The organism is Variovorax sp. GW821-FHT10D07 (genome assembly GCF_059415325.1).
In genome coordinates, this window is sequence record NZ_JBWKMZ010000011.1 from 197,400 (window position 1) to 212,165 (window position 14,766).

13 protein-coding genes are annotated in these 14,766 nt (G+C 50.8%); all 13 read left to right on the plus strand.

What is annotated here, in order from left to right; all coding sequences use genetic code 11:
- Nucleotides 1-190 precede the first annotated feature (190 nt).
- Complete coding sequence (locus AC07PU_RS28595; protein ID WP_495321750.1) at nt 191-1,378, plus strand: polysaccharide biosynthesis/export family protein; 1,188 nt, start codon at nt 191-193, stop codon at nt 1,376-1,378.
- 157 nt (nt 1,379-1,535) lie between these two features.
- Nucleotides 1,536-2,792 carry a lipopolysaccharide biosynthesis protein gene (locus AC07PU_RS28600; protein WP_495321751.1) on the plus strand — a complete coding sequence of 419 codons (1,257 nt, stop codon included), beginning with the start codon at nt 1,536-1,538 and terminating at the stop codon, nt 2,790-2,792.
- Nucleotides 2,793-2,863: 71 nt separating this feature from the next.
- Nucleotides 2,864-4,024, plus strand: coding sequence for a UDP-4-amino-4,6-dideoxy-N-acetyl-beta-L-altrosamine transaminase (pseC, locus tag AC07PU_RS28605; protein WP_495321752.1), 1,161 nt, complete (start codon nt 2,864-2,866; stop codon nt 4,022-4,024).
- The gene (pseF, locus tag AC07PU_RS28610) at nt 4,021-4,719 is read left to right on the plus strand and encodes a pseudaminic acid cytidylyltransferase (protein ID WP_495321753.1); all 699 of its coding nucleotides are present in this window, start codon (nt 4,021-4,023) and stop codon (nt 4,717-4,719) included. The genes pseC and pseF overlap by 4 nt, the downstream gene beginning before the upstream one ends.
- Nucleotides 4,716-5,843 (plus strand): UDP-2,4-diacetamido-2,4,6-trideoxy-beta-L-altropyranose hydrolase, encoded by a 1,128-nt coding sequence (pseG, locus tag AC07PU_RS28615; protein WP_495321754.1) that lies wholly within the window; start codon nt 4,716-4,718, stop codon nt 5,841-5,843. Before pseF ends, pseG begins: the two co-directional genes overlap by 4 nt.
- A complete protein-coding gene (gene pseH / locus AC07PU_RS28620) occupies nt 5,836-6,390 on the plus strand; it encodes a UDP-4-amino-4,6-dideoxy-N-acetyl-beta-L-altrosamine N-acetyltransferase (protein WP_495321755.1) in 555 nt (184 codons plus the stop codon). The genes pseG and pseH overlap by 8 nt, the downstream gene beginning before the upstream one ends.
- Entirely contained in the window at nt 6,374-7,444 is a 1,071-nt protein-coding gene (pseI, locus tag AC07PU_RS28625) for a pseudaminic acid synthase (RefSeq protein ID WP_495321756.1), read from the plus strand. Before pseH ends, pseI begins: the two co-directional genes overlap by 17 nt.
- A complete protein-coding gene (locus AC07PU_RS28630; RefSeq protein WP_495321757.1) occupies nt 7,441-8,913 on the plus strand; it encodes a capsular polysaccharide export protein, LipB/KpsS family in 1,473 nt (490 codons plus the stop codon). Before pseI ends, AC07PU_RS28630 begins: the two co-directional genes overlap by 4 nt.
- Nucleotides 8,914-9,125: 212 nt before the next feature.
- On the plus strand, nt 9,126-10,196 hold the full coding sequence (locus AC07PU_RS28635) for a glycosyltransferase (protein ID WP_495321758.1): 1,071 nt from the start codon (nt 9,126-9,128) through the stop codon (nt 10,194-10,196).
- Complete coding sequence (locus AC07PU_RS28640; protein ID WP_495321759.1) at nt 10,193-11,242, plus strand: polysaccharide biosynthesis protein; 1,050 nt, start codon at nt 10,193-10,195, stop codon at nt 11,240-11,242. Before AC07PU_RS28635 ends, AC07PU_RS28640 begins: the two co-directional genes overlap by 4 nt.
- A 4-nt stretch (nt 11,243-11,246) precedes the next feature.
- Nucleotides 11,247-12,374 carry a UDP-2-acetamido-2,6-beta-L-arabino-hexul-4-ose reductase gene (wbjC, locus tag AC07PU_RS28645; RefSeq protein WP_495321760.1) on the plus strand — a complete coding sequence of 376 codons (1,128 nt, stop codon included), beginning with the start codon at nt 11,247-11,249 and terminating at the stop codon, nt 12,372-12,374.
- Nucleotides 12,375-12,398: 24 nt separating this feature from the next.
- Nucleotides 12,399-13,535, plus strand: a complete 1,137-nt coding sequence (gene wecB, locus AC07PU_RS28650) for a non-hydrolyzing UDP-N-acetylglucosamine 2-epimerase (RefSeq protein WP_495321761.1) — start codon at nt 12,399-12,401, stop codon at nt 13,533-13,535.
- 3 nt (nt 13,536-13,538) lie between these two features.
- Complete coding sequence (locus AC07PU_RS28655) at nt 13,539-14,762, plus strand: glycosyltransferase family 4 protein (protein WP_495321762.1); 1,224 nt, start codon at nt 13,539-13,541, stop codon at nt 14,760-14,762.
- Nucleotides 14,763-14,766 lie beyond the last annotated feature (4 nt).

Here is a 14,766-nt window from a genome sequence, read left to right on the forward strand (position 1 = left end):
CAGGGAGGCTGTCTGACCACCGCGTCAGAGGCCAGGCGCAGATGCGCCTGGGGGTCTGGGTTGTTCAACAATCAATCAGTCGCGCGACGAGGATCGTTTTGAGAAGACGCTATGTGCACCCCATTGGGCCAGCCAATCATTTGGTTCGGGTTTTGTTGAGGTAGGGCTTGTCCCGAATTCGAAATTGACGATGGCGAAAATTGATTTCCCGTGGGGGTTGGAATTGAAAAAAGAAACGAATTTTTTGAAGTGGGTTTTGTTGATGTCCGCGGCAGCGTTGCAGGCTTGTGCGGTTGCGCCTGGGCTGGGAGCGGTGGAGCCCTACGATGCCGCGGGCCCATTGCCAAACGACTTCCGCTATCTGCCGGATGGTGCACCCGAAGGAGAGATCACTCCTATTTCTCTTGCACTGGTCCGTACCCTGGCGGAAACCGCGCCCAAGGGTGTGCCGCAGGAGGTGCAGGCGCTGTTTGGCAAGGGTGCGCGTTACACAATCGGGTCGGGCGATGTGGTGGGTGTCATCGTGTATGACCACCCAGAATTGTTGCCGAATGCGGGCGCCGTCATCGCCCAGTCTGTAGATCCGACAGGCGTGCAGGTTGCTCCGGGGTTCATCGTCGACGCCGACGGCGAGATCGCATTTCCGTATATCGGTCGTGTGCGCGTGGCAGGGCTGAGCGAAGGCGACGCTTCGGATCTACTGATCAAGTTGCTGAGACCGCACATCCGCGATCCGCAGGTCACGGTGCGAATTCAATCTTTTAGAAGTCGTCGTGCGTACGTGGAAGGAGAAGTCCGCAACCCTGGCTCGCAGATCTTCACGGACGTGCCAATGACTCTGAACGAAGCCATCAATAGAGCTGGGGGCATTACCGCTGCGGGAAATCGATCAGCAGTCACGCTTATTCGGGATGGTCGATCCATTTTAATTGACTTGGTCAATCTGAGGGAGTCCGGGTATGACGGTAACAGCATCCCCCTGAAAAGCGAGGATACCGTTCGCGTGGCGAACAGGGAGGACTCTAAGGTCTTTCTCATGGGAGAGGTTTTGGCGCCCTTGGCATTGCCCATGCGTAGCAATGGACGCCTTAGCTTGAGTGAGGCTCTGGGTGAGGCGGGGGGACCAATGAGTGCCACGGCCAGCGCTGGACAGATTTATGTCATTCGGCAAGGCGCAACGGGCGCCCCCGCGATCTTCAATCTCAATGCCAAAAATCCTGCAGCACTTGCTATCGCGAGTCAATTCCGCCTGCAGCCTCAAGACGTTGTCTATATCGACCCGGTTCCTTTGGTGAAATGGAATCGGGTGGTTAGTTTGATTTTGCCTTCTGCCCAGGTAGTCAACACTGCCAGTGAAATATACATCAGGCATCGGTAATTAGAAATTCTTATGCCATTTTGATGAGGTAGCGATAGACCATTGGTCCGATGGGTGAGGCATTTTCGAAATGTCATCCAAATCTTGGATTTTTTGTAGAAATTAATCTTTAAAAGTATGTCTTCCAAGCGACCCCAAGTGGGTTTTTTGTAAAAGAATGGTTGCTTCCAACAAGGCTCGAGTACTGAACATAGGTTTGCGCATAGCAACTTTGTCCACTCGGTTTTTTTTGATCTTTTTCTTGGCTCGATTTCTCGATCCCGCGCAGTTGGGCTTATATGGATTGCTTACTGCCACTGTAGGTTACTCGTTGTATCTGTTGGGATTTGATTTTTATACGTTCACTACTCGAGAAGTACTTAAGCGTGAGCGCCAAGATTGGGGAGAAATACTAAAAAATCAGGCGGCATTGTCTTTGGTTTTGTATGCCATTTTCATGCCTTTGTTAAGCCTGATATTTCTTGGCGAACTGCTGCCTTGGGAATTGGTAGGGTGGTTTTTCATACTTTTAGTGTTGGAGCATTTGAATCAAGAGTTGAGTCGGTTGTTAATAACAATTTCAGAACAACTCTTGGCGAGCATTATGCTTTTTCTCAGGCAGGGCTCATGGGCAATCGCGATCATTTTCTTGATGAATGCAGAGGCCACAACGCGTTCCTTGAATTACGTGTTTGGTGCTTGGGTGGCAGGCGCCTTCTTTGCTGCTTTAATTGGGTTCGATCGCTTGAGAAAGCTTGATATTGGCGGGTGGCAAGGGAAAATCGATTGGAAATGGATTTTGAGCGGATTGAAGATTTCGATTCCGCTGTTGCTGGCCACATTGGCGATTCGTGCATTGTTTACCCTCGATCGGTATTGGCTTCAGTCCATTGGTGGGTTGGAGGTTGTTGGCTCATATGTGCTTTTTATGGGAATTGGCGGGGCATTAATGTCATTTCTTGATGCCGGGGTTTTTTCTTTTAGCTATCCGGGATTGATTGGTTCCCATCAAAAAGGAGATTCGGCATCTTTTCGAGAGGGCCTGCGGCTACTGTCATTGCAAACGGTCGTACTCTCTATAGTATTTGCTGCGGTGAGTCTCATTGCGCTGCCGTTTTTGTTGAGCTGGATAGGCAACCCCCTATATTTGGTGCATCAATACCTGTATATCTGGGTGTTGGCTGCAATGACTTTATATGCCTTGGGCATGATTCCACATTATGCGCTTTATGCTCAAGGCCTTGATCGTCCGATAATTCGTAGCCATATTTCCAGTCTTTTTGTTTTTGTCGGTTCGACCTGGTTTTTTTTGCAGCACTGGCCATCATCAGCTGTTCCGCTTGGTCTGTGCGCGGCGTTTGCACTTATTTTCAGTTGGAAGATGTGGGCTTTTTTGAGGCTTACGCCAAAATCGTATATTTTTGCCCGGGTGTAATTGGTCAATCATTGAGTGCAATGCGGGGTGCACTGATTAACCGAATGAGAAATATAGAAAGTCGTTAACTTATGATTCCATATGGTCGCCAAGATATTAGACAAGTAGATATCGATGCGGTTATCAAAGTGCTGCACTCTACTCATCTAACGCAGGGGCCTGCCGTTCCGCGCTTCGAAGAAGCGGTGCTCAGACATTGTCAAGCCAAGCATGCCCTTGCTGTTAATAGTGCGACGTCCGCATTGCACATAGCTTGTTTGGCATTGGGGCTCAGTCATGATGACTGGTTGTGGACTACGCCCAATACCTTTGTTGCCTCAGCCAACTGTGCGTTGTATTGCGGTGCAAAAGTCGATTTTGTGGATATCGACCCTCGTACTTACAATTTGTGCCCGGTGGCTCTTGAGAAAAAGTTGATTGCCGCAGAAAAGGTCGGTCTTCTGCCCAAAATCGTGGTGCCGGTTCATTTATGTGGTCAGCCTTGTGACATGCAGGCGATACATGCGCTCGCCAAGCGTTTTGGATTCAGGATTATCGAAGATGCATCGCACGCCATTGGCGGAAAATATCAAGGTGAGCCGATTGGAAATTGTCGTTTTAGCGATATTACCGTTTTTAGTTTCCACCCAGTCAAAATAATCACCACCGCAGAAGGCGGCATGGCATTGACGAATGACAGGGGCTTGGCCGAACGCATGGGCCTATTGCGCAGCCATGGAATTACACGCGATCCGGCTCTTATGACCAAAGGCATGGAGGGGCCGTGGTATTACCAGCAAGTTACGCTTGGCTATAACTATCGTATGACAGATTTGCAGGGTGCCTTGGGTGCCAGTCAGATGGAGCGCCTCGAGGAATATGTCACTCGTCGCCATACTTTAGCCCGGCGTTACGACGAGTTGTTAAAAGATTTGCCAATAACGATTCCTTGGCAGCACCCGGATGGGTACTCAGGGCTGCATTTGTACGTTATTCGCCTGCAGTTGGGGAAAATTCAAAAAACTCATCTGCAAGTGTTTGAGGCATTGCGCGCTGACGACATTATTGTTAATTTGCACTATATTCCGGTTCATACTCAGCCCTACTTTCGAGAGATGGGATTTACTCCTGGACAATTTCCGGAAGCAGAGCGCTATTACTCCGAGGCTATAAGTATTCCTATGTACCCTACGATGACAGAAATGCAGCAGGATGAAGTTGTTGATTGTCTGCGTAAAGCTCTTGGGGTATGAGGCTCGCTGTCATTCCTGCGCGAGGTGGCAGCAAACGGATTCCGCGTAAAAACATCAGGCTCTTTTGCGGTCAGCCGATGATTGCCTGGTCGATTGAAGCTGCGTTGAAAAGCAGTTGTTTCGACGAAGTCATGGTTTCAACGGATGACACCGAAATTGCCGAGGTTGCTCGCCAATATGGCGCACATGTCCCCTTTGTACGGCCGGCGGAACTATCAGATGATCACACTGGGACTACCGCAGTTGTTGCTCATGCTGTCGACTGGTTTGCGATGCGTGGTCAGATCCCAACCCAGGTGTGCTGCCTTTACGCCACAGCCCCATTTGTCACCCCAGACGATCTGCTTCGTGGGTTGAACGTGCTCAATGAAACGGGTTGCGACTATGCCTTTTCTGTGACCAGCTATGCCTTTCCGATTCAACGTGCCGTCCGCATTACTCACGCCGGCCGGATCGAGATGCTTGACGCTAAGCATTTCAATAGTCGTTCGCAGGATCTTGAGGAGGCTTACCATGACGCGGGCCAGTTTTACTGGGGCAGCGCGGATGCTTGGCGGGAACGGAAACTGATCTTCAGCCCAGTTAGTGCCCCGGTCCTGCTGCCTCGATATCGAGTGCAAGACATCGATACCCTTGAAGATTGGGTGCGAGCTGAATGGATGTTTAAGGCGCTTCGAGCGCCTCTGCAAGCATGAAAATTGCATTCCGCACTGATGCCTCGTTACAAATTGGCAGTGGTCACGTCATGCGTTGCTTGGCTTTGGCTGACAGGCTGAAAGCGCGGGGTGCGGATTGCCACTTTATTGGTCGTGCACATCAAGGTCACCTTTTGGAGACTATCCGCCAGCACGGCCACACTGTAAGTATTCTCGTTTCATCGAAACTATTGCAGAACAAGGGTCATAAAGTCACAGAAAAGATTGAGGAGGAAGAGCGAGGTCGGTCGTACGAGGCTTGGCTGGAAGGCGCTTGGCAGAATGATGCGGAGGAAACAAAGTCGATTTTGACGCGGCTCCAGCCCGACTGGCTTGTTGTAGATCATTACGCCCTGGACTTTCGGTGGGAAAAAGCGCTTTCTCCATATTGCCGCCGGTTGCTGGTCATTGACGATTTGGCGGATCGCTCGCATCAATGCGATTTATTACTTGATCAGAATCTTGGAAGGCAGGCGTACGAATACACTGCCTTAATTCCATCTCATTGTCGGCTTCTTATTGGCCCGGTTTTCGCGCTTCTGCGCCCAGAGTTTGCCGCCTTGCGGAACTACAGCCTGGAACGCCGCCAAGTGGGGTCCCCCTTGAATGAATTGCTTGTGACAATGGGAGGGATTGATCAGCCCAATGCAACAGGCAAGATTCTTCAAGCTCTCAAAACGTCTTCTTTACCTCAGGGGTGTCGGATCACTGTAGTAATGGGTTTAAGAGCGCCGTGGCTGCAAAACGTGCGTGACATTGCAGAACAGATGCCTTGGCCCACCGAAGTGGTCGTTAATGTCAACGATATGGCCCAGCGAATGGCCGCTAGTGATTTGGCGATTGGTGCAGCAGGTGGTACTTCTTGGGAGCGATGTTGCTTGGGGCTCCCCACTTTGATGGTGATAATTGCTGAAAATCAGAAAACTGGTGCTAATGCTTTACATGCGGTAAATGCAGCGCGGTTGATCGGGACTGTTAGTGATATTGCTGCCCGGCTTCCGCGAGCGATCGAGGAGTTTCTTGATTCTGAAGGTCTTCTACTATTGAGTCGTGCTGCGAGTTCTATCGTCAGCGGCGAGGGGGCCGATAAAGTCATTAGCGCGATGGAAATTCATGATGCTTGAGTCAGATTCGGGTCTTTCAAAAATACGGCTGATGACTCATTCGGATTTGGCGCTTGTGCTGGCTTGGCGCAATCACCCCGATGTTCGGCGCTATATGTATACGCAACACGAAATTGATTCGACCGAGCACTTGAAATGGTTTGAGCGTTGTTTGCTAAACCCCCAAAAGCATTTGCTTATTTTCGAAGTTGCTCATCAATCACTGGGTTTTGTGAGCCTTGATGAAGTCGAGCGTGCTGTTGTTGCTGAATGGGGATTTTATGTGGCGCCTGATGCCCCCAAGGGCAGCGGTCGGCAGCTTGGTAATGCGGCACTCAACTATGCGTTTGGCAAACTGAAGTTAAAAAAAATAAAGGGTGAAGCTTTGGCTTATAACCAACGCTCCATTCAATTTCATAAGGCGCTTGGTTTCCAGGAAGAGGATGTTTTGCGAAATCATCACTTCGATGGCGAGCGCTATCACCATGTTATTCAGCTTGGATTGCTACGCGATAACTGGCATTCGAGCTTTGAAAATCAGGAAAATTCGGATGATAAATTATCCTAGCATAACCATCGCTGGACGCCGTATCGCGATCGACGAGCCTCCTTATGTGATCGCTGAGATGTCCGCTAATCACAATGGCAACATCAACACCGCTTTCAAACTCATCGAAGCCGCGAAGCGAGCAGGGGCAGATGCCGTCAAGTTACAAACTTATCGGCCCGACACCATCACCCTGAAATGCGATACGGAGGATTTTCGAATCTACGGTGGTCTATGGGACGGTCGAACACTGTATGAATTGTATGAGGAAGCTCACATGCCCTGGGACTGGCACGCTCCGTTATTCGAGCACGCGCGGAATCAAGGTATCACCATATTCAGTTCGCCCTTCGATAAGACGGCCGTGGATTTATTAGAAGATTTGAACGCGCCTGCGTATAAGATTGCCTCTTTCGAGGCAATTGATCTTCCGCTAATCAAATATGTTGCTAGCACCGGCAAGCCAATGATTATCTCCACGGGCTTGGCAGACGATCAGGAAATTCAAGAGGCCATAGAAGCCGCGCGTGATGGGGGTTGCAAGGAATTAGCCATTTTGCACTGTGTGAGTGGTTATCCCGCTCTTGCCGAGGACTACAACCTGCGTACGGTCGCAGACATGATTCAGCGCTTTGAGCTTACGGTAGGACTTTCGGATCACACTCTAGATAACACCACGGCCATCACTAGCGTAGCTATGGGGGCATCTATTATTGAAAAGCACTTTACGCTAGATCGAAATGGCGGTGGGCCCGATGATAGTTTTTCTCTTGAACCCAGTGAGTTGATTGCGTTATGTCAAAGCAGCAAGACCGCGTGGCTTGCTATTGGCAAAGTAGATTATGGCCGAAAATCGAGTGAGCAAGGTAATGCAAAATTTCGGCGTTCATTGTATTTCGTTAAAGATTTAAAAGCCGGAGATACGATTCTTCCGGATGCGGTGCGTAGCGTAAGACCGGGATTCGGACTGCCTCCAAAAATGTATGATTATGTAGTTGGAAGAAAAGTCACGGACGACGTTAAAGCAAATACACCTGTTGAGTTGAAAAATATCAAAAATGCTGACGCTGAATGAATATCCTTTTGCTATCTAATGGCGCGCCAAACTATCATCATTTTTTCAATAATTTGGCCCAATTGTTCTGCGATGATGGTTCTAGGGTCGTTGTTGCGGTCGATAGTGAATTTTCGCGAGAAGTCAACGAACTAAAACTATTCGACTTCAGTGTCTATGAGTTTTCGAGTTACTTTGCCAAGCACAAGATAGATAATGTGCTACTCGAAAAATATTCTGAATTCAACCTCAATTTTGCTTTGTTATCGGATTTTGAGCGAGCGACGGTATATGGCCTTTGGGGGAGGAAAAAGTTCGATTATTTTGAAAAATTAAAAAGCGCATTGCTGAGCTATTTCGAGGATATTTTTCGTCGTGACAACATTAGTGTTGTTCTTTACGAAAACGTCTCGAACGCGTTTGCCTATTTTGCCTTTTTTGTGGCGAAAAAGTATGGCGCTCGGTATGTGGGTATCGGAGGGTCTAGATTGCCGGGGCGTTTTTCTATTACCGCTGATCCACTTGATGATAGCGAGTTGGTCGAGGAGTTCAGAAAAATTCGCGCTGCCGTTAAAGTTGTCGACCCCGAGGTTCGAACTCAGTGCAAAGAGTATTTGAACAATATAGAGACGATTGTTCCGGACTATATGAAAACCAATGGATCTGATAACACCAGCTTGGTTCGAAAGTATGGAAAGGCCGAAAATCTAAAGAGAATTGCAAGGGTGCTAAGGCATTCTCAAGATGACAGCTATCATTCGTTTCAGATTGGTAATCCTGCTCGAACTTATTTGAATTTGTTCTTGCGGAATTTCCATCGAAGATTAAAACTCTTCGCAATTGGCACATATTATGAAGAGCCAGTGGCAGGGGAGGATTTTTTATTATATCCTATACATTTTCATCCTGAGTCTTCTACGTCGATTTTGGCGGGAACTTATCTGGATGAATACGAGGTTATTCGCAATATAGCCTTTAACTTGCCTCAAGGGCTAAAGCTCTATGTTAAAGATCATATAAGCGCATGGGGCTATCCGTCGCTTGAATTCTATAAAAAGATACGAAAGCTGCCGAATGTTCGTTTGCTTCATCCGGGTGAGCAGACAAAAGCACTTATTAAGCAGTCAGCGGCGGTCATTACCTTAACCAGCACGGTTGGCTACGAAGCAATCTTGATGGGAAAGAAGGCCTTCGTGTTTGGGAAGGTTTTTTATGATTTCCATAAGAGTGTGGTGCGTATTAATAACCCTTCTGAGTTGTTTGGTGTTTTGAGGGGTGAGTTGGGGCGGCAGGTTGATGTTGATGAAAAATACAACCTCGATTTTGTGTGCGCTTATTATTTGTCAACCAAGCCGGTGCCTTTGAACCTAACTTTGAAAGGGGAGGCTGCAAAATTGTTGGCCGTGAAAGTTCATTCGCTGCTCACTTCTTCCCATGATTCACGAAATTCAGGTGATGAACATTTGGTTGGAGATTTAAGGGTTTGCTGATGGGCGGTGAATGCATGCAATGATTATTTTTTGTCGCTCGGTTGCCTCAGGCGTTGCGCTCATGCGACTTTGAAGATGGTGATTGATTTTCTGAAATTTAAGCCAGATAAGATGTTGAATTGCTGGGGTGGGCCATGCGTCGGATTTTGATTTTTTCTGGATTTTACCTTCCTGGATTCAAAGGAGGAGGGCCTATTCGAACAATTTCGAATATGATTGAGGTCGTCGGTGACTCTATTGAATGCCGGGTTGTTTCGGCGGACCGCGATCTTGGGGAAGAATTAATGTATTCGTCTATCCGCCTGAATGAATGGAATCCTCAGGGGAAGGCCGAAGTTTTCTATGTCCCCCCAAGCCTGCGTGGGATGGTTAAGCTCATTCGATTGATGAGTGAAGAAAAATATGATGCTGTTTTATTAAACAGTTTCTTTTCTTTTAAATTTAGCATCCTTCCTCTTTTGTTCTGCAAGATTTTTCGTGGCTCGCTTCCCTTGGTCCTTGGGCCGCGGGGAGAATTTTCTGGCAACGCTCTTGGGTTGAAGAGGTTTAAAAAGAAGTTTTTTCTGCAAATCTCCAAATTTTTTGGGTTGCATAAAAGTGTACTGTGGCTTGCGTCTTCGAGTTACGAGGAAGCTGATATCCGTCACACCATAGGCGATGATGTTTGTGTTCGAGTCGCAATGGACATTGCAAAGCCGGGCGATGGGGTGTTTTCTCCTTCAAGAGTGCCCAAGGCACCATTACGTTTGGTTTTTCTTTCCCGTATATCCCCAAAGAAAAATCTTCTTGGTGCGATTGAAATGCTTAGGGGTGTTACGGCTGATATTGTTTTTGATATTTACGGGCCTATTGAGGATCCCTTTTATTGGGATGGATGCGTTGCCGCAGCAGAGTCGCTGCCAAAAAATGTTCGATTCCGGCATTGCGGAACTTTGCCACCTGATGAAGTGATTACGACTCTTTCGAAATATGATTTATTTTTCTTTCCTACTCTTGGTGAGAACTTTGGTCATGTTATTGCCGAGGCTCTGTCGGCGGGATTGCCGGTGTTGGTCAGCGACAAAACTCCGTGGCGAAACTTGGCGGAAAAATCAATTGGATGGGATATTCCTTTGGAGCGAGCGGAGGAATTTTTGGCTAATATTGAATGGTGTTTTAAGAAGTCCCCGCAGGAATACGAAGATTGGAGGAAAAAAATCCGTCTTTGGGCGGTGGAAAATATTGGCGGAAAAGAAGCCGTTGAGCAAAATCGGCAACTCTTTACAAATCTGGGCTTGCAATGACGATTAATGTATTTTCGGGTCGAACCCTTCTCATTACTGGTGGTACTGGCTCTTTCGGGAATGCGGTGCTTAAGCGATTTCTTGATACGGATATTGCTGAAATCAGAATTTTCAGCCGAGATGAAAAGAAACAGGATGACATGAGAAAGCGCTGCAATAGCGAAAAACTCAAGTTTTACATCGGTGACGTGCGTGATGCACGAAGTGTCGCCCAAGCCATGCGAGGGGTGGATTATGTCTTTCATGCAGCGGCCCTAAAGCAAGTGCCTTCATGCGAGTTCCATCCAATGGAGGCTGTGCGCACAAATGTGTTGGGCACGGAAAATGTTCTGGAAGGCGCTATCGCTGCTGGCGTGAAGCGCGTGGTTTGCCTGAGCACCGATAAGGCGGTGTATCCAATTAACGCCATGGGCATATCTAAAGCGTTGATGGAGAAGGTAATGGTAGCCACGAGCCGAAATTTAGCTGGAACGGTGATTTGCGGTACTCGCTACGGCAATGTGATGGCCTCGCGCGGCTCGGTGATCCCTTTGTTTGTTGACCAGATTTTTTCTGCCAAGCCTATTACGGTAACCGATCCGGCCATGACGCGTTTTATGATGACGCTGGCGGATGCTGTGGATCTGGTGCTTTATGCATTCGAGCATGGTAATAGTGGCGACATTTTTGTGCAAAAAGCTCCTGCCGCGACGGTGGCGGTATTGGCTCAAAGCATTCTAGAGTTGATGCAAAAGCCTGATCATCCGATTCGTGTACTGGGTACGCGGCACGGCGAAAAGCTTTATGAGGCGCTGCTTAGCCGAGAGGAGATGGCTTGCGCCGAAGATATGGGTGATTACTTCCGCGTGCCGCCGGATGGACGCGATCTGAACTACGCTAAATTCGTTGATCAAGGAGAGGAGCGGCTGACGCAAAGCGCGCATCGCGACGAATACAATTCGCACAACACCACGCGGCTTGATGTTACGGGTATGAAGGCATTGCTCCTTAAGCTTGACTTCATGCAGCGTATCGCTCGCGGCGAGATGGCGCTGTCGCAGGAATAAAATCTTGAAGGTGTTGATCACCGGTGCCCGCGGTTTCCTGGGTAAGAACTTGCAATTGCACCTGTCTCAACGTAGGGACGTGCAGGTGGTTTGCTACACCCGGGATGAGGGCTTGGGGCAACTCCCGGCGTTGCTGAGAGACGTGGATATCGTATTCCATCTAGCAGGCGTGAACCGCCCGGTAGACTCACGGGAATTCGCCACTGGCAATACAGAACTGACACGTAGTCTAGGGAGTACCGTTTGCACTTTGGCCGAGGATACTGGCAGAAGGGTTCCAATTGTCTACACCTCATCCTCCCAAGCTGCGTTCGATAACCCATATGGTCATAGCAAACGTGAGGCGGAAGAGGCATTGCAAGCGGTGGAGTCTAGTCATGGCATTCCAGTGCACGTCTTCCGCTTGCCCAATGTGTTTGGTAAGTGGTGTCGGCCGAACTACAACTCCGTGGTGGCCACCTTTTGCTACAACATCGCCCGTGATATCCCTATCCAAGTCAACGACCCGGCTGCGGCTGTCACGCTGGTGTATGTGGATGATGTTATCGAGCGCTTTGTCCAGCTTATGGATGGCGTCGACGCGACTAGGGATATGGACGGCTTCGCGACCGTTACGCCGAAATACACCACCACGGTGGGCGAACTGGCTCGGCAGATCCAATCATTCAAGGACAGTCGCAACACTCTTATAACTGACCGCGTTGGAACGGGGCTGGTACGTGCCCTCTATTCCACCTACGTGAGCTATTTGCCGCCGGAATCGTTCTCGTATGTCGTACCGCAGCATGGGGACGCTCGCGGCGTGTTCGTCGAGATGCTGAAGACGCCGGACGCCGGCCAGTTTTCGTTCTTCACCGCGCACCCGGGCATCACGCGCGGCGGTCACTACCATCACAGCAAGACCGAGAAGTTCCTCGTCATCAAGGGGCGAGCACGTTTCAAGTTCCGGCACATGCAGACCGGTGAGACCCATGAATTGGTGACAACGGGCGAGAAGTCCGAAATCGTCGAGACCGTTCCCGGCTGGACGCACGACATCACCAACATCGGCACTGAAGAAATGGTCGTCATGCTCTGGGCCAACGAGGTGTTTGATCGCGCGCGGCCGGACACTTTCGCCTGTCCGCTGTAGCTCGGGGACTTTGGATCTCTCTCTATGAAAAAACTCAAAGTCATAACAGTGGTCGGCACCCGACCAGAAATCATCCGCCTTTCGCGCGTGTTAGCTCGCCTGGATGAGCACTGCGATCACGTGTTGGTGCATACCGGCCAGAACTACGACTACGAACTCAACCAGGTCTTCTTCGATGACCTGGGCGTGCGCAAGCCCGACCATTTCCTGAACAGCGCGGCCAATGCTGCCGGCGCGGCACACACCATCGGCAACCTCATCATCGCGATGGATCAGGTGTTGAACGAGGTGCAGCCCGAGGCCATGCTGGTGTTAGGCGATACCAACAGCTGTCTTTCGGTGATTCCGGCCAAGCGTCGGAAGATACCGATCTTTCACATGGAGGCAGGCAACCGTTGCTTCGACCAGCGTGTGCCAGAGGAAACCAACCGGCGCATCGTGGACCACACGGCGGATGTCAACTTGACCTACAGCACCATCGCGCGCGATTACCTCCTGCGCGAGGGGCTGTCGCCCGACCTGGTCATCAAGACCGGCAGCCCGATGTTCGAGGTGCTGACGCACTATCGTCCACGCATCGACGAATCTAATGTGCTCGAACGCTTGGGTTTGCAAGCTGGGCGGTACTTCGTGGTGAGCGCCCATCGTGAAGAGAACATCGAGTCTCCGCAGTCCTTTGCCAAACTGGTGGCAATCTTGAATGCTGTTGCCGAAGACCATGACTTGCCAGTCATCGTATCCACCCATCCGCGCACGCAAAAGCGCATCGACGCGACGGGGGCGCAATTTCACAAGCAGGTACGCTTGTTGAAGCCGCTGGGATTCCATGATTACGTCAAGCTGCAGCTTTCGGCGCGCGTCACGCTCTCCGACAGCGGGACCATCAACGAGGAGTCATCGATCCTCAACTTTCCTGCGCTCAACTTGCGCGAAGCGCATGAGCGTCCCGAAGGTATGGAAGAAGCTGCCGTCATGATGGTGGGCCTCGAAGTAGACCGAGTACGCCAAGGCCTAGCAATTTTGGAGAGCCAGCCGCGAGGGGAAGTACGCGGTTTGCGCCAAGTGGCCGACTACAGCATGCCCAATGTGTCGGACAAGGTGCTGCGTATCGTCCACAGTTACACCGACTACGTGAATCGCGTGGTCTGGAAGAAGTACTGACGCATGGCAATTCGCGTGTTGTTGCTGACGCAGTGGTTCGATCCCGAACCTACCTTCAAGGGCATCGTGTTCGCCCGCGAATTGGTGCGCCAAGGTTTTGAGGTCGAGGTGTTGACGGGTTTCCCCAACTACCCTGGCGGCAAGGTGTACCCAGGTTACCGGATCAAGCTGCTGCAGCGTGAAGTGATCGACGGCGTGCAGGTGACGCGTGTTCCTCTCTATCCTAACCATGACCAGTCGGCAATTAAACGAGTGCTGAACTACGCGAGCTTCGCCGCTTCATCGCTTGTGTATGGATTGTTCATGGCGCGGCGCCCCGATGTGATCTATGCCTATCATCCGCCGCTGACGGTGGGCGTAACTGCCGGGCTGCTACGGCTCCTGCGCCGCGTCCCAGTGGTCTATGACATCCAGGACATGTGGCCCGACACCCTGCGTGCCACCGGCATGGTTAGCAACGCGCGAGCCTTGAGCGTAGTAGCGGCAGTGTGCCGATGGGTATATCGGCGTGCGGACCACATCGCAGTGCTTTCACCGGGTTTCAAGCGCCTGCTGTTTCAGCGTGGTGTGCCCGACGCCAAGGTGGACGTGATCTACAACTGGGCCGATGAGGCCGCGCTGGCTTCACCTCAAGGCCATCCTCCCGCGAACTTTCCAGGGCCGGAGCGACTTCGCATCCTTTTTGCGGGAAACATGGGCAAGGCTCAAGCCCTGGATACCGTGCTGGAAGCGGCTGCTGTCCTGCAGGCGCGCAACGCGCGGGTGTGTTTCGTGCTGCTAGGAGGCGGTGTCGAAGTGGCTCGACTCCAGCAGCGGGCCGCCGACCTGCAATTGCACAACACGATCTTTTTGCCGCCCGTCCCCATGTCGGAAGTAGGTGCCCTGCTGAATGCGGCCGAGGTCCTGCTAGTCCACCTGCGCAAGGATTCGCTGTTCGAGATCACGATCCCTTCTAAGACGCAGGCCTATATGGCAGTGGGCAAGCCGCTGTTGATGGCGGTCGATGGCAACGCGGCCGAGCTGGTTGCGCGGTCGGGTGGTGGCGTAGTCGTTGAATCCGAAAACGCGCTGGCGCTCGCCGATGCTGCAGAAGCATTGGCGGCGATGCCGCCCGAGGCCTTGTCCTCCATGGGACGCCAAGCTCAAGGCTATTACCGTGAGCAACTGGCCTTGCAGGTTGGTGTCTCCAAATTCGGTACCATTTTCAAGCGATTGGCAGGGGGGTGATGGC

Excerpts from the sequence above, each read along its gene's own strand:
- AC07PU_RS28595 (WP_495321750.1), top strand. The coding sequence starts at position 191 with ATGGCGAAAATTGATTTCCCGTGGGGGTTGGAATTGAAAAAAGAAACG.
- AC07PU_RS28600 (WP_495321751.1), top strand. The coding sequence starts at position 1,536 with ATGGTTGCTTCCAACAAGGCTCGAGTACTGAACATAGGTTTGCGCATA.
- pseC (WP_495321752.1), top strand. The coding sequence starts at position 2,864 with ATGATTCCATATGGTCGCCAAGATATTAGACAAGTAGATATCGATGCG.
- pseF (WP_495321753.1), top strand. The coding sequence starts at position 4,021 with ATGAGGCTCGCTGTCATTCCTGCGCGAGGTGGCAGCAAACGGATTCCG.
- pseG (WP_495321754.1), top strand. The coding sequence starts at position 4,716 with ATGAAAATTGCATTCCGCACTGATGCCTCGTTACAAATTGGCAGTGGT.
- pseH (WP_495321755.1), top strand. The coding sequence starts at position 5,836 with ATGCTTGAGTCAGATTCGGGTCTTTCAAAAATACGGCTGATGACTCAT.
- pseI (WP_495321756.1), top strand. The coding sequence starts at position 6,374 with ATGATAAATTATCCTAGCATAACCATCGCTGGACGCCGTATCGCGATC.
- AC07PU_RS28630 (WP_495321757.1), top strand. The coding sequence starts at position 7,441 with ATGAATATCCTTTTGCTATCTAATGGCGCGCCAAACTATCATCATTTT.
- AC07PU_RS28635 (WP_495321758.1), top strand. The coding sequence starts at position 9,126 with ATGATTGAGGTCGTCGGTGACTCTATTGAATGCCGGGTTGTTTCGGCG.
- AC07PU_RS28640 (WP_495321759.1), top strand. The coding sequence starts at position 10,193 with ATGACGATTAATGTATTTTCGGGTCGAACCCTTCTCATTACTGGTGGT.
- wecB (WP_495321761.1), top strand. The coding sequence starts at position 12,399 with ATGAAAAAACTCAAAGTCATAACAGTGGTCGGCACCCGACCAGAAATC.
- AC07PU_RS28655 (WP_495321762.1), top strand. The coding sequence starts at position 13,539 with ATGGCAATTCGCGTGTTGTTGCTGACGCAGTGGTTCGATCCCGAACCT.